The organism is Billgrantia aerodenitrificans, assembly GCF_021404405.1.
In the GTDB taxonomy this organism is placed as follows: Bacteria; Pseudomonadota; Gammaproteobacteria; order Pseudomonadales; family Halomonadaceae; genus Halomonas; species Halomonas aerodenitrificans.
Map to the genome: position 1 here is coordinate 137,756 of NZ_JABFTV010000007.1, position 18,019 is coordinate 155,774.

Here is an 18,019-nt window from a genome sequence, read left to right on the forward strand (position 1 = left end):
CACGATAGGAGGCAGTGTACCGATGCGCTGCGCGCTCGCCGGTGCCCAAACCGGCATGGCCAAATGGACGGCCGCCCTGATCTGGTCACTCTCGTGGCTGCTTGCGTGGCAGGCCCAGGCCGCTGTCGACATCGCCACGCCTTCCACCGTCATCAATCCTGCCCCCCAGGTGGCGGTGCTCGAGGATGAAACCGCTCAGCTCGGCATCGAGCAGATCCTGGAGCAGGCCGAGGCACTGCCCTGGCAGATGCTGGAGCAGGAGGTGCCCAACTTCGGTTTCACCCATTCGGCCTGGTGGCTGAAGCTGGAACTCGCCAACGCCTCCCATGCCCCCCTGCGACGCTTGCTCGAGCTGGCCTCGCCGCTGCCCGATTTCATCGATGCCTATGCCGTCGACGCCGAGGGCAGGGTGCTGCAACAGTGGAGCACCGGCAGCCGACGCCCATTCGCTTCCCGCCCCGTGCGGCATCACTCCTTCGTGCTGCCGGTGCACATCGGTGCGAACGAGACGCGTCATGTCTATCTGCGTCTGGCCAGTCACGACGGCCTGGTGCCTGCTCTGCCCATGCTGCTGATGGACGATGCCAGCTTCCTTCAGCGGACCCAGAGCGAGCTGATGGCCTACAGCGTGCTGTATGGCGGGCTGCTGGCGCTGCTGCTCTACAACCTGCTGACCTTTGTCGCCACCCGCGAGAAGGCCTTCCTTCATTCCGTGTTCTATCTGGGGGCGTTCCTGCTGTTCAACCTTTCGCTACGAGGGTTCGGCTACCAGTTCCTGTGGCCGGAGTGGCCGCGCTTCAACCAGCAGGTGTTATTGCTCAGCGCGGGGCTGCTGTACGTCGCTCTCACCCTGTTCAGCCTCGATTATCTGAGCCTCAAGCGGCAGGCGCCGCGTCTGGCCAAGGGCCTCGTGGCGCTCACGGGGCTGTTGGTGCTGAGCGTACTGCCGAGCCTGGCCGACCGCTTTGCCTGGGCGCTGCGTGCGCTGGTGCCGCTGAGCATCGGCTATGCGCTGCTGCTGCTCGGCGCCAGCGCCTGGCTCAGCTTCAAGGGCGATCGGCTGGCGCGGATCTTCCTGCTGGGCTGGAGCGGCCTGCTGGCGGGTAGCGTGCTCTATGCACTGCGTCTGGGCGGCTTCGTGCCCTATGGGCTGGCCACCGAGTACGCCCTGGAGTTGGGTGCAGGGTTCGGTTTCCTGCTGCTGGCCTTCGGGCTGGCCTGCAAGATCAACTACCTGAAGCGTGCCAAGCTGGAAGCGGAGCGCGAGACCTACGAGCTGCAGCGTACCCTCAACCATCAGCTCGAGACCAAGGTGCATCAGCGCACCCAGGAACTGGAGCAGGCCAATCACAAGCTGGCGGCCATGGTGCGCACCGACCCGCTGACGGGGCTGCTCAACCGGCGTCAGTTCGAAACCCTGATCAACGAAGAGATTCAGCGCCGTCAGCGTGATGGCAAGCCGCTGCTGTTCGCCATGATGGATATCGACGACTTCAAGCTCTTCAACGACACCTATGGGCACCAGGCCGGCGACCAAGTGCTGATCGAGGTGGCCGATCTGCTCAAGGCTCACTTCCGCCGTGCCGGCGACAGGTTGTTCCGGCTGGGCGGCGAGGAGTTCGGCATCCTGCTCGAGGCCGACTCGCTGGAGGCGGGGCGTTACGCCCTGGAGCGCTTTCGCCATGCCCTGCAGCAGCTCCAGATTCCCCATGAAGCCTCGCGCCATGGCGTGGTGACAGGTTCCTTCGGGCTGGTGTGCTGCAGCGACTACGACCAGGTGCCGGCGGCCATGGCCATCTACCGCCAGGCTGATCAGGCCATGTACGAGGCCAAGCAGATCAGCCGCAACCGGGTGGTGACACGCTCGCTGATGGAAGAGGTGTGAGCGGATGTCGCATGGACAACATGTTTACGTTGACGTTAACTGGTGATGACCGGTAACCACAACGACACAAGAGGTCCTTGCCATGCCAGCCCCGCTCAGCCGCTTTCCCGTGCCCGAATCGATCCAGGACCTGCCTGAAGACATTCGCGGCAGCATCCTCGCAGTGCAGGAGAAGGCCGGTTTCGTGCCCAACGTGTTCCTGATGCTGGCACACCGGCCCGATGAGTTTCGTGCCTTCTTCGCTTACCACGACGCCTTGATGGAGCGCGAGTCCGACACGCTGACCAAGGCGGAGAAGGAGATGATCGTGGTGGCCACCAGCGCCCGCAACCGCTGCCTGTACTGCGTGGTGGCCCATGGCGCGCTGGTGCGCATCTACAGCAAGGACCCGCTGCTGGCCGACCAGGTCGCCATCAACCACCGTACCGCGCCGATCAGCGAGCGGCATCGGGTGATGCTCGACTTTGCCCTGCACTGCGGCCTGGACGTGGGGGAGCTCACCGATGAGTGGCAGGCGCGTCTGATCGAGGCGGGCTTCACCCACGACGACATCTGGGACATCGGCGCCATCGCCGCCTTCTTCGGTCTCTCCAACCGCCTGGTCACGCTCACCGGCACGCCGCCCAACCCGGAGTTCTACCTGATGGGCCGGGTGCCGCGGGAGAAACCCGCCGCCGGTTGAGGCAGCGGGGGCCGGCTCAGGTGCGGCACGCCTCCAGCAGCATCAACACCGGTTCGAGCTGGCTGTCGTGCAGCACCAGGACGCTGTTGCCGGTTGCATCCTCGACGGGGCGAATCACGGCGAACTCGCCCTCTTCGAGGTGGAATTCGTGAATCTCGTGGGGGCCCTGCGGTGTCTGGCAGCGGATCGAGCGGTAGCTGTCGTCCTCGCCGTAGGTAAGACGGTGATAGACCTTGAAGAAGGTGTAGAGGGACAGGCCCTGGTCGAAGGTGGGCCAGCGCGCGGGGATGGTGCGGGTCTCCTCGTCGAGTGCCTGCCCCTTGGCCTCGGCGGCGGCGATGGCGGCGGCCAACGGTGCGGCCAGCAGGGAGGCGTCGTCGCGCGGCAGCGGGGCGGCGCTCTCCATGGCCTGCTGATAGCTGGTGCGTATCTGCTCCAGGGCGTCGAGCGTGGCGATGGGATGGTCGCTGTGGGCGAGGTCGCCGGGTTCGAAGCCGCCGTTTTCCCAGCCGTGAATGACCCGCAGCGTCAGCGTTCCGCTGGCCATCGGCTCGCACACCAGCGCCTGCAGGGCGACCCGCAGATGCAGTTGGCGCTCGACGCTCAGGTTGTCGAAGGCGGAGTAGGGGTCGGCAAAGATATGGTGCAGATGCCCGGGGGCGTGTTCCTTGGCTTCACTGAAAGGCATGGCGGTTCCCTGCGGGGGAGAAGTCGTACTGGCTTTTTCGCTGTTATACCATTCCAGCGGGTTGAGGTCACACTGGCTCGTGGCTGGATTCTGTTGCCTTACCAGAGAGGTACGGTATTTTACCCATCAGGGGCTAGCCTGCGGTACAGCTGCTGCCATCCCACGGCGCTGAATTTGGTCTACATGGGGCGCGGTATGACGAAACGTAAACCCCCTCCTTCCCAGGAGTGGATGCTGGATGAGCTTGAGTTGTTAGAACGGCACTATAGGGTCCTTACAGCCCAAGAGCTCCAAGAGCGCTATCTGCCCAACCGCTCACTCAAAGCCATCTACAAAATGGCTGGCCGGTTAAAATTAAAGAAACTCCTCACTTCGGATCCAAGTCCGGGGCTCTACCGGTCTTGGCCGAAGGAAGAGCTTGAAATATTGCGGCAGCATTACTTGTCTCTCAGTGCTCCTGAGATCAAGCGCCGCTACTTGCCTCACCGCACGGTAATTGCCATTCGTAGAATGGCTAAGCAGGCTGGGCTTTCCAAGTGGAAGCCTCACGTCTGGACCAAGGGTGAGTTGAGGATGCTTCGTGAGTTATTTCCTAAAGGAGGTGCTGCAGCAGTGCATGCGGCCTTACCTCAACGAGCGCTCGGTACTATCCGTGCCAAAGCACGTTCCCTCGATCTCCTTTACCAGGATCGGCGCAATCCCACGCGTTGGTCGGCGGATGAAGTACAGCGCCTGAAGCAACTTGACCACCTATCGCTTGAGCAGCTGCAGAAACACTTTCCAAAACGCACGCGAAGTTCCCTTAACAAAATGCGTTTTCGGTTGCGCCACAAGCAATTAAACGCCACGTAACCGAGCATGTAAGCATCCCGACAATGCTAGGGGAGTGGGAGAGGGCATTGCCGGGACAGGCTTTGGTAGTGCTGGTGTGAGATATGGCTTACAAATAATCGGGGAGTCGGCTTACACGCGTTGCGTTGAGTTGCCGATTGGGCTTCGCTATCGTTGGGATCTCTTTTTATAAGAACGACGCTCTGCTGCAGGGAGGCTGACGTATGGCGGATGCCACGGGGTTGCAGTTCACCCTTCATTTGTTGGGGGGCGACGAGCTGGACTTGGCCGTCACTTCCTTCAAGCACCACGAACACCTCTCAAGGCCCTTTTGCCTGGAGGTCAAGTTCGCCAGCCGGCAGGGCAACCTGTCGCCCCTCGACTGGCTGGATCGCGAAGCCAGCCTGCGCATTTATCAGGACGGTCAGGAACTGCGCCGTATCAACGGTATCGTGGCGGCTTTCCACCGCGGTGACCGAGGCCATCGGCGAACCTACTATGAAGTCATGATCCGCCCTGCGCTATGGCGGCTGTCCCTGCAACAGAACTGTCGCATCTTCCAGCATGTCACGCCCCACCAAATCATCGAGACGCTGTGTGAGGAGAGCGGCATTCAAGAGGTCGCCTTTGCTTTGACTCGCGACTGGCAGGAGCGAGAGTTCTGCGTGCAATATCGCGAGGACTCGCTGAGCTTCATCGAGCGTCTGGCCGCCGAGGAAGGTGCCGTTTACTTCCACGAGATGGAGGGCGACAGCCATCGACTGGTTTTCAGCGACGATCCCCAACTGCTGGCCCACTTGGGGGAGCGTACCTACCATGCGCGTGTGGCGGGGAGTGCTCCTCAGCGACATCTGCACAAACTGATTCAGGCGTCTCAAATCAAACCTTCGAGTGCGACCCTGGAAGACCTGACCTTCAAGCAGCCCGGCTATGAGCAGATTCATCGTTACGACGAGCCGAAGCTGTCTGCCCACGGCCAACGGGATGGCTACGACTATTACGACTATCCCGGGCGCTTCAAGCGAGATGCCTCGGGAGTGCCCTATACCCGAATTCGTCTGGAGCACTTGCGCAACGAAGCCTACCTGGCCAGGGCAGAGAGCGACCTGCCAGAGCTTTGCCCAGGAACGCGCTTCAAGCTCGATGCCCATGACATCGATGAGTTCAACAACGATTGGCAAGTGGTGGGTGTGGTGCACACGGGTACCCAGCCTCAGGCCGTGGCGGAAGAGGCGGTAGGCATCACCCCTGCTGATCGCTCCGGCATGGCCGACGCTACCCATTACGAGAACGACCTGGTCCTGATCCCCGGCGACCGGGCTTGGCGGCCCACCCCAAATCCCAAACCGCGCGTCGAAGGGCCACAGATTGCCACGGTGGTGGGACCCGCGTCGGAAGAAATCTACACGGACGAATATGGTCGGGTGAAACTGCGCTTCCACTGGGATCGTGACGGTACGCCGGATGAGCGAGCCAGTGCCTGGGTGCGCGTTTCTCAGGGCTGGGCGGGCGGTAGCTACGGCATGCTGGCCTTGCCACGTATCGGACATACGGTGGTCGTCGACTGGCTGGAGGCCGATCCCGACCAGCCCTTGATCACTGGGCGCGTCTACGACGCTCGCAACCTCACTCCCTATCCGTTACCTCAGCACAAGACCCGTACCACGATCCGCACCCAGACTCATAAAGGTGTTGGATTCAATGAACTTAGGTTTGAAGACGAAAAAGACCACGAAGAAATCTACCTGCATGCTCAGCGTGACCACAATACCGTCATCCAGCACGACGAAACACACAGCATCGGCAATAACCGTAGCAAGTCGGTGGCGGTGGACCAGTCCGAGAGCATTGGCCAAGACAAGAGTTCACGCGTAGGCCGCGACCATACCGAGAGTATCGCCCAAGACGTCAAGAAAGACGTTGGGCGAGATGTCTATTACAGCGTTGGTCAGAGCCAGAAAGAGCGCTATGGCAAGGATGTGCTGCAACAGATTGGCAACACCCTGAAGCAGGACATTCATGCCGATCACTTGGTGAACGTCGGCCGTAACGTCAACGAACGGGTGCAGGGTCAATACGTGTTGGAAGTCACCGACTCCATCACCAACAACACGCGCCATCACAAGCTCATGGCCTTCGAACGCTTCGAGATCCGGGGACCAGGGGGCAAGATCACTCTGGATGCCTCGGGTATTACCCTCGAAGCGCCTAATGTCCGCATCAAAGGCAATCTCACCACCGGTGGCTCCGGCTCCTCCAGTGTGCCGACTCTCTCGGGGGCGGCCAACGAAGCGCTACCGCTCTGTGAAGAGTGCGAGAAGCTCAAGACATAGGCGGATCAGGAGAGCCAGGATGGCACAGCCCATTGCTCGTCTCGGTGACAAGGTGGTCTGCCCTCAACATGGGCAGGGGGAGATCGTACAAGGTGGGCAAAGCCGTATCGACGGCCGCCCGGTCGCTCGGCTGGGCGATCAATGCTCCTGCGGTGGGAGCATCGTGCAAGGCTCTTCTCAGGCCACTGACAACGGTCGTCCGATTGCCTATCTCGGCTGCAAGATCAGCTGTGGTGGTAGCATCGTCAGCGGCTCGCCCACGGCCAAGGTGATGCCATGAGCGAGTACGGCCCCTGGATAGGGCGCTGCTACTTCCGCAAGTGGCTGGAGCGGCCAAAGAACGACCCTTTCATCGAATCTCGCTTTAAGGATTACGCCTGCTTTGCCGCCGTGTGGACGGACTCCCAGGCCGATTTTCTCGATACCGTCACACGCCAGCTCGAAGCCCAAGGCTACGCCTTTACCTGGGCCGAGGACGTACTGCCAATCCTCTCGTGGATGACGCGATACGGCTACCATGCGGAGGTCGAGTCGCTATCGCCGCGTGTGAATGGAGAGCATCGCATCGAGCTAGGGGCCATGATCCGTACGGGCGAAGACGGCCGGCCGCTGCCCGAGGTCGATCCAGTGCTCATTACCCGTCTCCAGGTACCCGAGCTGCCTGACCAGGCGGAACTGCCATTCTGGGAGCGGACGTGGATCGCGCCGGAACTCGAGTCGCTGCTGTTCGGCCAGCCCCAAGGTCAGGAAACGGTGCTCAACACCTACTTCCTGGTCGACGCGGCGCTGCGCAAGAACATCGTCGGCACCTTCGACCTGGAAGCCGTCGACGTGCCGGTCAAGTGTCTGTTCGAAGGTGAAGGCAGCGAGGCGCAGAAGGCCTCCGCCCCCTACCTGGTCGATCTGGCTCTACCGCAGGGCGCCGATCAGGATGCTGACCTCGTGCCCCGTTTCCACAAGGACCTGTTTGCCCGCCATTGGGCGCAGGAGACAGGTATCGTGATCCGCACCGCGGCCACCTTCGACGCGACCTGGCGGCACTGCCAAGCGCACCTGAAGGTGCCGGTGGAAGGGGAGTCGCGCCAGCTGTTCCTGCGCTACTGGCACCCCGAAACCCTGGATACCCTGCTGCCGGTTCTGGAGCGGGGCGATGCCTATCAGCTACTCCGAGACACGCAACTGATCTACCCCAGGGAAGGGGAGGTCGTGCATGCCCAGCTCAATCCCGAGCTGGGGCTCGGTGCTTCCATTGAGGAACAGCCTTTTACCTTGAAGGAGGCTTACTATAACGCTTTTGGTCAATGCCACCGTGAGCGTTTTCGTCAAGCTCTTTGTCGGGAAGTGAAGAGTCTAGAGGCAGAGATGAATTGCGGACAGGCTCAGCAGCATGTCGATTATTGCCTGGAATATTGCGAGTCTGTCGGCCTAAGCCAGCCGGATAGTATCAAGGGTTTTGTTTATCTGACTGCTCTTTACGGACGCGATGTGTTGAAACGTGATGCCCAGGCGGTAATGATCGCAGATGCTTCGATCCCCGAAGGGCGGCGTAAAGTGCTTATTCATCATCTAATAACCAGATTTAAAGGATGATATGATGGATCAGAGTTCAAGAGCTTACCGTGCTTCGCAGATGATGCAGCAAACCTTGGCGCCAGGCTTTGGGGTGGTGCAGCCCTGTCAGCAAGGAAATCGATTCTGGCTGGAAAATCTGTCGGAACACGACGTCTCGGTGGCATTCTCTGTGAATAACAAGGCCAGTCCTATCGTTCCGCCAGGGCGAGATGAAGCAACACTGTTGCTCAATACCGTAGAGGAGACGCGCGGCGTTTTAGAGATGTCTGTCAACGGTGAGGCAGCAACGCTTTTGGGAAATATTGACAATGCCTTAATCGAAAAACCAGAAGATCTGATATGTGGCCTTGTTGTTGGGCCAAGAGCAGAACGCCGTCCTGCTCCTCCGGCGACCGCAGAGATGAGGATTCCATTTTTACCTGGAGAAAGCAACGACGCCGAGCTGTCTCGATTTCTACCCGAGGGAATTGATAGGAATTCCACTGAAATCGATATGGTTATGGTATGGCTCGCCCCTCAAGGGAGGCCGCCTCTCCGTCAAGGATATCATCAAGTTGATAATCTTAGCGATTATCAGCTTGATTGGTTGTGGGAGTGTTTACACTTAAACACTACTTCAAGTAGTGAAGATGATATGGCTTTAGGGCAGTCTTTTAGTCTTCGTGATTCTCTTTATGGTAATACTACGTCGACTACAGGTGGTGAAGTTGCTGCTGCTGGTCGCTATCTTACCGAAATGGGGCGTCAGCATAATCGCGGAATGATCGTCCAGGCCCTACGTGAACTAATAGCTGGTGGACGATTTTATGTTCGACAAATTCCCAGTTGGGGAGGTCGATACGCTGTCATTTTTCGAGGGTCGACAGGAAGTCGATCATTCTTAACGGCAGCCATGTATGGCATTGACAATGCTAGAATGACTTATATAAGTAGCTATGCCCAGGTAGCAAGTGATGTTCTTGATGGACGTCCTGGTGGAGCTGCCAGCTCTGCTCTGAGAGGATCTGCTCCTGCCCTCACTAGGGCGGCTCCCTTTGTAAGCGGAAACTTTATAGGTTTTGTTATCAGTGCTGCATTTGATGTTAATGAATTTGTAAGAAGTGAAAACCCAGAAGAGAATTGGGGTGAGCTGTTGGGCGCTCTAGGTGTTAGCTTCGTAAAAGTTTGGGCTGCTGGATTCGTTGGTGTTCTTGCTGCGGGCATTTTGGCTGCGACTGTGCTTGCAGGCGCTCCCGTATACGTGATCGTTGGGGTTGGTGCTTTGGTGGCTATTGGAGTTGGAATAGGTCTGGATTATCTCGATAACGAAATTGGTGCAAAAGATTGGGTAAAAGAAAAAGTAAGAAAGATTGGGAATGAGATGAGTTCAATGGTAGGGGCTGCATTTGCTGCAAGTGTTGAATTTCTAGATGCTGTGCAGAGTAGTGTGCGCCAGAGTGTTGCGGGATGGATTGATGACGCCCGCTTTAGGCTGCGTCAAGCAGGAGATGCCGTTTGGGGCTTGATCTTTTGTAGCAGCGATCCTGACGGGATCAATGACGATTACGAGTGGTGCCTTATTGGCAGGTAGCTACTTGCATATCACTTTTTATACGTAACTGTTTCTGAGAAAGGCTATGCAATCTAGAAATCTATCGTTGCTAGGAATGTTTACTCTCTTTCTCATTGCATATCTTTTTTATGCCTTGGGAATGATTAATGATTCGCCTTTTTCAGGAGCAATTGCCTTGATGGGTTTGGTTCCTGTGGTGCTTCATGTGGTCATCTGGGTATTTTTTTCATATGTCCCGGAGGCTCATCGCCCCTATTATGCTTGGGGGGAGTGTTTGTTTATATTTGGCTACTTGATAGTTGGGGTTTTTCTGTTTAGCTTGACGTTGGGGGGGGCGGAAAAATTTGTTTTCCTTCTGCTTCCTCAGGTGTTGAGCTTTTCTTTTTTTTATATGTTGGGGGTGGCTAAGTTTGATGCCTGCGAGGAGGCTTCAAAAATAAAAAAAGGCATAAGAGAGTCGAGTTCAGTTGTATATATTTTGGGTAATGGGCTTGTTGCAAACTATTCGTATTCCAAGAGAATGAAACAAGGCTGGCTTGAGCGGGTGTATAGCATGGGAAGAAGCTTTTTCATTTTTTTTGTTGTGCTTGTGTCAATGGTTGGGGGTGCTGCGGGGTTGATAGTGTCTGGTATAATTAGTGAGCTTGGGGTTGGGGGGGGGCATTTTTCTGCTCATGGCTTGTCGATTTATATGTTATCCTATTTTTGTATTGCATTGATTGCCTTTGGTATGCCTATGATATGGTTTAATTTTAAATGGTGGAAAGATTTCGATAGCCGGATAAGAAGAAGTTGTGGAGGTGTTGTCTATATATGGCCATTGGAGAGTCAGCGTCCACGTTGAGAAGAATTGTACAGTGATGGTATTCGCCTGACGCATGCCACCTTTCTGAAGACGACACAGGGTGTCTTTGGGGCCTTTGACCAGCGCAAGGAGGCTGGGCTGGCGACGTGCTACTTTTCACGATTCATTCACTGTCGCTAGGGGGAGTCTCGCCGTGGCGAGGCTGAGAGAGCATATACGCTGACCCTGGGACCTGATCCGGTCCGGCGACCGCCAGGCTGGAATTTGCCAGGAAGCCTTTGGCCAACCACCCTTCGTAGATCGGCAAGCGAAACGAAGGAGCCACTTCCATGAGCGATTCCCCGGACCCGCGTCGTCGCCACTCCTCCCCGGTGGTGGACGGTGTCGGCAAATCGGCCAGCCGTGCCATGCTGCGTGCGGTGGGTTTTACCGACGAGGATTTCACCAAGCCCCAGGTGGGCATTGCCTCCACCTGGAGCATGGTCACCCCATGCAACAGCCATATCCACGAGCTGGCCGAGCGCGCCCGCGACGGAGCCGATTCGGCTGGCGGCAAGGGCGTGATCTTCAACACCGTGACCATCTCCGACGGCATCGCCAACGGTACCGAGGGCATGAAGTATTCGCTGGTCTCGCGGGAGGTGATCGCCGACTCCATCGAGACCGTGGCCGGCTGCGAGGGCTTCGATGGCCTGGTGACCATCGGTGGCTGCGACAAGAACATGCCGGGCTGCGTGATGGGCATGGCGCGCCTGAACCGGCCCAGCGTGTTCGTCTATGGCGGCACCATCCAGCCCGGCAAGAACCACACCGATATCGTCTCGGTATTCGAGGCCATGGGCGCCCACAGTCGCGGTGACCTGGAGCTGATCGAACTCAAGCAGATCGAGGAGACCGCCATTCCCGGCCCGGGCTCCTGCGGTGGCATGTATACCGCCAACACCATGGCCTCGGCCATCGAGGCGCTGGGCATGAGCCTGCCGGGTAGCTCGGCGCAAAACGCCGTGTCCCAGGCCAAGCGCGCCGACTGCGAGGCGGCCGGCGCGGCGGTGCTGACGTTGCTCGAGCGCGACATCAAGCCTTCCGATATCATGACCCGCCAGGCCTTCGAGAACGCCATCACCGTGGTGATCGCCCTGGGCGGCTCCACCAACGCGGTGCTGCATCTTATCGCCATGGCCAACACCGTGGGCGTGCCGATGTCGCTGGTCGACTTTACCGAGATCGGCCGGCGTGTGCCGGTGCTGGCCGACCTACGCCCCAGCGGGCGCTACATGATGAGCGAGCTGGTCGAGATCGGCGGCATCCAGCCGCTGATGAAGACCCTGCTCGACGCCGGCATGCTTCACGGCGACTGTCTGACGGTGACGGGGCGGACCCTGGCCGAGAACCTGGCAGGGGTAGCTCCCTACCCGGCAGAGCAGGCCATCATCACGCCGCTGGACGCCCCGCTGAAGAAGGAGAGCCACTTGCGCATCCTCTACGGCAATCTGGCGCCCGAAGGTGCGGTGGCCAAGATCACCGGCAAGGAGGGCACGCGTTTCTCCGGCAGCGCGCGGGTGTTCGGCTCCGAGGAGGAGGCCCAGGCGCGCATCAACGACGGCACGGTGACGGCCGGCGACGTGGTGGTGATCCGCTACGAAGGCCCCAAGGGCGGCCCCGGCATGCGTGAGATGCTGACGCCCACCTCGGCGATCATGGGACGTGGCCTGGGCGACTCCGTGGCCTTGATCACCGACGGCCGCTTCTCCGGCGGCAGTCATGGTTTCGTGGTGGGGCATGTTTCGCCCGAGGCCTTCGATGGCGGCCCGCTGGCGCTGGTCGAGGATGGCGACACCATCACCATCGATGCCGAGGCCGACACCATCGAGCTGCATGTCGATGACGCCGAGCTGACCCGGCGTCGTGCTGCCTGGCGCCAGCCCCCTCCGCGCTATACCCGTGGCGTGCTGGCCAAGTACGCGCGCACGGTCAGCTCGGCTTCCAGCGGGGCGCTGACCGATCTGCCGCCGGAGGCATGAGGGCTTGGCATGAGGGGCTTGGCATAAGGGATTGGCGAGCCGGTTGGCTGCGTTTGGCTTGCCGCCACGGGCTTGGCTAGCTTGATGAGGCATCAGGCTCAACCACTCATGGCAACAGCAAGGAGGCAGCATGCCCAAGAGCGGACCCAAGCAGGCGCGTGTCGAGCCGATTCGCGATGCCGAGGACATCAATCTGCCGGTCACGGGCTGGCACGTCATCGACGAGACGGATCCCAGCAATGAGGTCGTCATCTCCGAGCATGAGACCGAAGCCGAAGCCATTCGCGTAGCCGAGGAGTTCGAGCAGCAAGAGGAGTGACGGCCGGCAATTTGCACGCACGCCAAACCGACGCCTCGTCCTGGGACGAGGCGTCGCTGTATCCGGGGCGATCCCTATCAGGTCGATCGAAACGCGGAACTTCTGGCGCTACGCGGAGCTTCTGGCGCTAATAGTTCAAGGCGCCTTCCGGATCGATGCTGTGATAAACGAGGCGCAGCTCATCGAGCGAGAGGTGTTCGAGGCGGCCGGCCAGCAGATCGCTGATCTTCTGTGCCGGAAGTCCGGCGCGGCGAGCGATCTCGCGGCAACCGAGGTCGGATACGGCGATGAGCCGTGTAACGATGCGCATCAGACGTGTGCGCTTTTCCAAGTCCCTGACGTCGAGGTCAGGGCAGCTTCGCGGGGGGTCGAGGAGTTCCGCGTTGGAAGAATGTCGTGCCGTACTCATGATGCTCCAGTGGGCGATTGCGACAACCACATCATGGGGGCATTTCGCCAAATTTGCCAGTGCCGTTTGACGACTTTTTCGTGACGCCATGATGACTGCTGCCCGGCGGGGCGGGCAGCGGTGTCGAACGGTCAGAAACGTCCGCGCAGTGTCGCCACCGCGCCGCGTCCTGGCGCCAGCAGTTCTCCCCCCTCGGGCTGGTCGATGAGGTGCTCGCGATAGCCGCGGTCGAACAGGTTATTGACCTCGAGCCCCACCTCCAGGCTGGAAAGCCCTGCGGCCGGCCCGAAGCGCCAGCCCAGGCCTAGGTCGGCAGTGGCATAGCCCGGCGTGGTCCGTTCGGTGCCGTTGGAGAAAATGTCGGCGGTGCGGTCCTGGCTGGCTACGCCGCGTACCTGGGCGTGCCAGTGGAAGCCGGCTGGGGGCTGCTGGCCGATGCCCAGGGTCGCTTCATGCGCCGGCACTTGATAGAGCGGCTCGTCGTCCTGCTTGTTGGTGCCGCGCAACCAGGTGAGGCTGCCGTCGAGCTGCCAGTGACCCCCTGCCAGCCGGCCGTCGAGGGGCAGTACGAAGCCTGCCTCCACGCCTTGTATCTCGACCCGGTCGAGATTCTCGGTGCGCTTGATCGGCTGGTTCTGGGCGTTGGTGGCGCCGGTGATGCGGCCGGCGATGTAGTCGTCGATGCGGGTGTGGAAGGCGGCCAGGCGGTATTCGCCACGCTCGCTGCGCCCCTTCACACCGAGTTCCAGGCTGGTGGAGCGCTCCGGGTCGAGCTGAGGGTTGCCGATGTGAAAATAGCCATCCCCGCGGGCGGCATCCTCGAAACGCTCGCGCATGTCCGGGGCGCGGTAGGCGCTGCCCAGACTGACGTAGGGGTTGAGCATCGGTGAGGCGTTGTAGATGGCGCCCACGGACCAGGAAAGCGTGTCGCTCTCGTTGCGCAGTCCTTCGCTGGTGGCATTGGGCCCGCTGCCCTTGACGTCGGCGTCGCCGGTCACGCTGTCGTAGCGGGCGCCGAGCATCAGTGTCCAGCCGTCGAACATGATCTCGTCTTGCAGGAATACGCCACGACTCTCGATCACGCCGTTGCGGAACGGTGAGGTGGCTACGGCGTTGTCGGAGAGCGGTGGGGTGTATTGGAAGCGTTCGGGGTCGCCGGTCATCTCCCAAGCTTCCACCCCGAGGGTGAGCAGATGGCGCTCACCCAGCGGCAGGCGGTACTGGATGCGCCCACCGTCGGTGATGAAGGTGACGTCATTCCACACTTGGTTGCGCTCCAGTCCGCTCGACCAGGCGCGTATCTGGCGGAATACTTCCTGGCGATAGAGGCTGGTTTCCAGCGTACCTGGGCCCACCTCGCCCTCGTAGGCCACCTCGTAGAGCTCGCGCTCCTGGCGCGGAGAGTGAATGGTCAGTGTGCCAAGGGCCGGGTTGGGCCCCGGCTTGGCCGAGCCGGGGTACCAGACGTTGCGGTCCTCCTGGCCCTGCACGTTGAGCTTCAGGCGGTGGCCGTCGGCCAGTCGGAAAGCGTACTTGAGCAGGAAGGCTCCCGATTCGAAGCCGCTATTATCCACCCGGCCTTCAGGCGTGTCGTAGTCGCCTACGTCGCGTCCGGTGGCGCCCAGCACCAGGGCGTGATCGGCATTGGCAAGCTGCAGGATGGCGCCGCCGCCAACGCTGTCGTCGACGCTGCCGGCGCTGGTCGAGAAGCGTCCGCCGATGCTGGGCCGGTCGCTGAATTCGGCTTCCGGCGTGCGCAGGTTCACCGCGCCGCCCAATGCCCCGGAGCCGTGCAGTACCGAGCCGGGTCCCTTCACCACTTCGATGCTGTCGAGCAGGCCGAGGCTGGCGAACGAGGCCAGCGCCCCTTGGGGCTGTGCCGAGTTGAGCCGTACGCCGTCCACCTGCAGCACGATGCTTTCCTTCTTCAGGCCGCGTAGCACGGGATTCTGGCCCCAACTGCCGTCGCCGTGCACGGCGGTACCGGGCTGGCCGCGGAACAGGCTGCCCACGCTCGGGGTAGCCGGGGCTTGAGTGGCGTCGAGGCGCAGGGTGGCGCTGGGGGTGTCGAGCTCGTCGGCTTCGTAGCCCTTGGCGGTGACCGTAACGCTCGGCAGGTCGAAGGCGGCACCGCCGTCGGCCTGGGCCGGCAGGCTCAGCGCCGCGCCGACAGCCAGGGCAAGAGGGGCCAGGGCAAGAGGGGACAGGGCGAAGAGGGACTTGGTGGGCAGAGCGGGGCGTAGCAGGTGCATGGGGGACTCCTCTGGTTAATGTGGTAAATGTAATGCATCTTATAATCGTTCTTGTTTGATCTGGATCATCAAGCGGTGTCGTCGACTCGGGCAGGCTTATGTCATGGGGTAGGAATGGATGAGGAGCCATGAAGCGATCACTGCCGACGCACTGCATCGAAACGCTGTTGGGCTGGGGCGGAAGCCTGACCGGGGTGCTGCTGTTCGTGGCGCTATGGGAGTGGGGCAGCCAGCTCTACGGCAGTTTCCTGCTACCCGGGCCGCGGGATGCACTGGCCGCGCTTGCCCGGCTGTGGCAGGCGGACGCCCTGGCGGCGGTCTGGGCCACCACTTGGCGCGCCATGCTGGGTTTCGCCCTGGCGGCGGTGATCGGCACCGCACTGGGCATTCTGGCCGGGTTGTCGCGCACTTTGGGACGGGCGCTGGAGCCGGTCTCCACGGTGCTGCTGGGGATACCACCGATCGCCTGGATCGTGCTGGCCATTCTCTGGTTCGGCAGCGGCTCGCTGGCCACGGTCTATACGGTGATGGCCACGTCACTGCCGGTCAGCTTCGCCGGCGCTCAAATGGGGGCGCTGACCCGCGACCGGCGTCTGCAGGAGATGGCCGACGTCTTCGCCGTTCCGCCGCTGATGCGGCTGGTCGACTTCCATCTGCCGCACATCGCCTCATATGTGTTTCCAGCGCTGATAACGGCACTGGGGGTGGCCTGGAAGGTGGCGGTGATGGCCGAGCTGTTCGCCACCGAGGATGGCATCGGCGCCGGGCTCGCCATGGCCCGGGTCAACCTTGACACTGCTGCGGCCATGGCCTGGATCGTGCTCGTGGTGGCGCTACTGTTGGCGGCCGAGCACGGCCTGCTGCGTCCGCTGCAGCGGCGCATGGAGCCCTGGCGTCAGACCGGGCGAGGAGCGAGGTAATGCTCAAACTCGAAGCGGTGGGTCACGACTTCGGTCGCGAGCGTACGCTGGCGGGCATCGACCTGGCCATCGTGCCAGGGGAGTCGGTGTGCCTGGTGGGTCCTTCGGGCTGCGGCAAGACCACGCTGCTGCGTATTGCCGCCGGCCTGGTCACGCCCAGCGAGGGACGCGTCAGCGACGCCTTCCATCGCAGCACTGTAGTGTTTCAAGAGCCGCGCCTGCTGCCCTGGCGGCGCCTGCTCGACAATATCGCTCTGGGGCTCAAGGCGCAGGGCGTGCCGCGCCGGGAGCGCCTGGCTCGTGCGCGAGCCCTGGCCGACGAGCTGGGACTGGCCGAGCGTCATCACCACTTTCCCCATGAACTCTCCGGCGGCATGCAGCAGCGGGTGGCGCTGGCTCGAGCCTTGGCCGTGGATGCCGACCTGCTATTGCTCGATGAGCCCTTCAGCGCCCTCGACGTGGGCCTTCGCAGCGAGGCCCAGACGCTGCTGCTCGAACTGCTGGCCCGGCGCGGCATCGCTTCGTTGTTGGTCACCCATGACCTGACCGAGGCCCTGCGTCTGGGGCACCGGGTGCTGGTGATGTCGCCGTCGCCGGGGCGCATCGTGCACGAGGAGCGCATCGCGCGGCCCTTCGTCGAGCGCGACACCGCTTTTCTCTACGAGGCCGCCGGTGCTCTGCTGCGGCAGGCCTCGGTGGCCGAGAGCTTCCTGTTTCGTCAAACCGAGGTAAGTCCATGATCGATTCTCAACGTCGCCGTTTGCTGCAGCTCGCCCTGGCTTCGGCCACCCTGGCTGCCTTTCCCGGCTTGGGCCTGGCGGCGGCCGGTGGGTTGCGGATGGCCGCGCCGCTTGGCCTGCCTCAGGTGATTCTGGCGCGGGCGTTGCAGGATGCGCGGCTGCTCAAATTGATCGGTGAGAGCGAGCTGCGTACCTGGCGCGACCCGGACCAGTTGCGGGCCTGGATCGCCGGCGGCGAGGTTCAGCTCACCGCGACGCCGACCAACGTGGCGGCCAACCTCTACAACCGCGGGGTGCCGGTGGTGCTCCTGAACGTCAACGTGTGGGGTACGCTGGGCATCCTGGCCCACGGCGTGCCGCTGGCAAGCCTGGCGGAGCTTGCCGGGCGCCATGTCGGCGTGCCCTGGCGTGGCGACATGCCCGACCTGGTGCTGCGCTACCTGCTGGCTCGGGAGGGGCTGGAAGTCGGCCGCGACCTGCGTATCACCTATCAGGCCAGCCCCTTCGAGACCGTGCAGACCTTCCTGGCCCAGCGCATCGACGCCGCCGTTTTGCCCGAGCCGGTACGCACCTCGGCACGGCTGCAAACGGCCTCGCTCGGCCTGACCGTCGCCGAGCTCGACCTACAGCAGGAGTGGGCGCGGCTGACGGGGGCAGCCCCGGCGTTGCCTCAGGCGGGCACCATCTGCCGACGTGAGTTGCTCGAGGCGCACCCCGAGTGGGTGGCCGCTATCCAGGTGGCGGTGGCCGAGGCCGTAGCCTGGGTAGCGTCGAACCCGGCCGAGGCCGGTCAGCTCGGTGCCCAGCATTCGCCGCTGCCCGCCCAGGTGATCGAAGGTGCCATCTTACGCACGCGGCTGGAGATGCGCAGCGCCGCTCAAGCGCGCACCGAGCTGGAGGGATTCCTAGGCGCCCTAGCCGAACTCTCCCCGGGCTTCATTGGCGGCGGCCTGCCCGACGAGGGGTTCTACCTCGTCGATGGGCCGGCGGCAGCCGGTTAGGGAGCGTGG

General features: G+C 61.6%; 16 protein-coding genes. 13 read left to right on the forward strand and 3 right to left on the reverse strand.

What is annotated here, in order from left to right; translation table 11 throughout:
• The first annotated feature begins 22 nt into the window (after positions 1–22).
• Positions 23–1,885 (forward strand): diguanylate cyclase, encoded by a 1,863-nt coding sequence (locus HOP59_RS14400; RefSeq protein WP_234254412.1) that lies wholly within the window; start codon positions 23–25, stop codon positions 1,883–1,885.
• An 82-nt stretch (positions 1,886–1,967) separates the two neighbouring features.
• Positions 1,968–2,567 carry a peroxidase-related enzyme gene (locus HOP59_RS14405; protein ID WP_103968571.1) on the forward strand — a complete coding sequence of 200 codons (600 nt, stop codon included), beginning with the start codon at positions 1,968–1,970 and terminating at the stop codon, positions 2,565–2,567.
• Positions 2,568–2,583: 16 nt separating this feature from the next.
• On the opposite strand, the gene HOP59_RS14410 is transcribed toward HOP59_RS14405, so the two are convergent.
• On the reverse strand, positions 2,584–3,255 hold the full coding sequence (locus tag HOP59_RS14410; RefSeq protein ID WP_234254413.1) for a hypothetical protein: 672 nt from the start codon (positions 3,253–3,255) through the stop codon (positions 2,584–2,586).
• A gap of 195 nt (positions 3,256–3,450) precedes the next feature.
• On the opposite strand from HOP59_RS14410, the gene HOP59_RS14415 reads away from it, so the two are divergent.
• From HOP59_RS14415 to HOP59_RS14450, 8 genes are all read left to right on the forward strand, one after another.
• Positions 3,451–4,107: a hypothetical protein gene (locus HOP59_RS14415; RefSeq protein ID WP_234254414.1), complete on the forward strand. Its 657-nt coding sequence runs from the start codon at positions 3,451–3,453 to the stop codon at positions 4,105–4,107.
• Positions 4,108–4,310: 203 nt separating this feature from the next.
• Positions 4,311–6,419, forward strand: a complete 2,109-nt coding sequence (locus HOP59_RS14420) for a type VI secretion system Vgr family protein (RefSeq protein WP_234254415.1) — start codon at positions 4,311–4,313, stop codon at positions 6,417–6,419.
• 19 nt (positions 6,420–6,438) lie between these two features.
• Positions 6,439–6,699, forward strand: coding sequence for a PAAR domain-containing protein (locus HOP59_RS14425; RefSeq protein ID WP_234254416.1), 261 nt, complete (start codon positions 6,439–6,441; stop codon positions 6,697–6,699).
• The gene (locus tag HOP59_RS14430; RefSeq protein WP_234254417.1) at positions 6,696–8,009 is read left to right on the forward strand and encodes a DUF4123 domain-containing protein; all 1,314 of its coding nucleotides are present in this window, start codon (positions 6,696–6,698) and stop codon (positions 8,007–8,009) included. The genes HOP59_RS14425 and HOP59_RS14430 overlap by 4 nt, the downstream gene beginning before the upstream one ends.
• 4 nt (positions 8,010–8,013) lie before the next feature.
• A complete protein-coding gene (locus tag HOP59_RS14435) occupies positions 8,014–9,561 on the forward strand; it encodes a hypothetical protein (RefSeq protein ID WP_234254418.1) in 1,548 nt (515 codons plus the stop codon).
• A 46-nt stretch (positions 9,562–9,607) separates the two neighbouring features.
• Entirely contained in the window at positions 9,608–10,387 is a 780-nt protein-coding gene (locus tag HOP59_RS14440) for a hypothetical protein (RefSeq protein ID WP_234254419.1), read from the forward strand.
• 290 nt (positions 10,388–10,677) lie between these two features.
• Entirely contained in the window at positions 10,678–12,369 is a 1,692-nt protein-coding gene (gene ilvD, locus HOP59_RS14445) for a dihydroxy-acid dehydratase (RefSeq protein ID WP_234254420.1), read from the forward strand.
• Positions 12,370–12,499: 130 nt separating this feature from the next.
• Positions 12,500–12,688, forward strand: coding sequence for a hypothetical protein (locus tag HOP59_RS14450; RefSeq protein ID WP_234254421.1), 189 nt, complete (start codon positions 12,500–12,502; stop codon positions 12,686–12,688).
• Between the two features lie 127 nt (positions 12,689–12,815).
• On the opposite strand, the gene HOP59_RS14455 is transcribed toward HOP59_RS14450, so the two are convergent.
• Together HOP59_RS14455 and HOP59_RS14460 are read right to left on the reverse strand one after the other, a co-directional pair.
• The gene (locus HOP59_RS14455; RefSeq protein ID WP_234254422.1) at positions 12,816–13,019 is read right to left on the reverse strand and encodes an XRE family transcriptional regulator; all 204 of its coding nucleotides are present in this window, start codon (positions 13,017–13,019) and stop codon (positions 12,816–12,818) included.
• A 209-nt stretch (positions 13,020–13,228) separates the two neighbouring features.
• On the reverse strand, positions 13,229–15,349 hold the full coding sequence (locus tag HOP59_RS14460) for a TonB-dependent receptor (RefSeq protein ID WP_234254423.1): 2,121 nt from the start codon (positions 15,347–15,349) through the stop codon (positions 13,229–13,231).
• Between the two features lie 128 nt (positions 15,350–15,477).
• Between HOP59_RS14460 and HOP59_RS14465 the strand changes: the two genes are divergently transcribed.
• The 3 genes from HOP59_RS14465 to HOP59_RS14475 are packed head-to-tail and all read left to right on the forward strand — an operon-like array spanning position 15,478 to position 18,010.
• On the forward strand, positions 15,478–16,269 hold the full coding sequence (locus HOP59_RS14465) for an ABC transporter permease (protein WP_234254424.1): 792 nt from the start codon (positions 15,478–15,480) through the stop codon (positions 16,267–16,269).
• Positions 16,269–17,009 (forward strand): ABC transporter ATP-binding protein, encoded by a 741-nt coding sequence (locus HOP59_RS14470; RefSeq protein WP_234254425.1) that lies wholly within the window; start codon positions 16,269–16,271, stop codon positions 17,007–17,009. The genes HOP59_RS14465 and HOP59_RS14470 overlap by 1 nt, the downstream gene beginning before the upstream one ends.
• The gene (locus HOP59_RS14475) at positions 17,006–18,010 is read left to right on the forward strand and encodes an ABC transporter substrate-binding protein (protein ID WP_010626865.1); all 1,005 of its coding nucleotides are present in this window, start codon (positions 17,006–17,008) and stop codon (positions 18,008–18,010) included. The genes HOP59_RS14470 and HOP59_RS14475 overlap by 4 nt, the downstream gene beginning before the upstream one ends.
• The last annotated feature ends 9 nt before the right edge of the window (positions 18,011–18,019 follow it).

Coding starts and splice junctions, on each gene's coding strand:
- HOP59_RS14405 (WP_103968571.1), top strand. CDS start 1,968: ATGCCAGCCCCGCTCAGCCGCTTTCCCGTGCCCGAATCGATCCAGGAC.
- HOP59_RS14415 (WP_234254414.1), top strand. CDS start 3,451: ATGACGAAACGTAAACCCCCTCCTTCCCAGGAGTGGATGCTGGATGAG.
- ilvD (WP_234254420.1), top strand. CDS start 10,678: ATGAGCGATTCCCCGGACCCGCGTCGTCGCCACTCCTCCCCGGTGGTG.
- HOP59_RS14465 (WP_234254424.1), top strand. CDS start 15,478: ATGAAGCGATCACTGCCGACGCACTGCATCGAAACGCTGTTGGGCTGG.
- HOP59_RS14400 (WP_234254412.1), top strand. CDS start 23: ATGCGCTGCGCGCTCGCCGGTGCCCAAACCGGCATGGCCAAATGGACG.
- HOP59_RS14460 (WP_234254423.1), bottom strand. CDS start 15,349: ATGCACCTGCTACGCCCCGCTCTGCCCACCAAGTCCCTCTTCGCCCTG.
- HOP59_RS14470 (WP_234254425.1), top strand. CDS start 16,269: ATGCTCAAACTCGAAGCGGTGGGTCACGACTTCGGTCGCGAGCGTACG.
- HOP59_RS14450 (WP_234254421.1), top strand. CDS start 12,500: ATGCCCAAGAGCGGACCCAAGCAGGCGCGTGTCGAGCCGATTCGCGAT.
- HOP59_RS14475 (WP_010626865.1), top strand. CDS start 17,006: ATGATCGATTCTCAACGTCGCCGTTTGCTGCAGCTCGCCCTGGCTTCG.
- HOP59_RS14410 (WP_234254413.1), bottom strand. CDS start 3,255: ATGCCTTTCAGTGAAGCCAAGGAACACGCCCCCGGGCATCTGCACCAT.
- HOP59_RS14425 (WP_234254416.1), top strand. CDS start 6,439: ATGGCACAGCCCATTGCTCGTCTCGGTGACAAGGTGGTCTGCCCTCAA.
- HOP59_RS14420 (WP_234254415.1), top strand. CDS start 4,311: ATGGCGGATGCCACGGGGTTGCAGTTCACCCTTCATTTGTTGGGGGGC.
- HOP59_RS14435 (WP_234254418.1), top strand. CDS start 8,014: ATGGATCAGAGTTCAAGAGCTTACCGTGCTTCGCAGATGATGCAGCAA.
- HOP59_RS14430 (WP_234254417.1), top strand. CDS start 6,696: ATGAGCGAGTACGGCCCCTGGATAGGGCGCTGCTACTTCCGCAAGTGG.
- HOP59_RS14440 (WP_234254419.1), top strand. CDS start 9,608: ATGCAATCTAGAAATCTATCGTTGCTAGGAATGTTTACTCTCTTTCTC.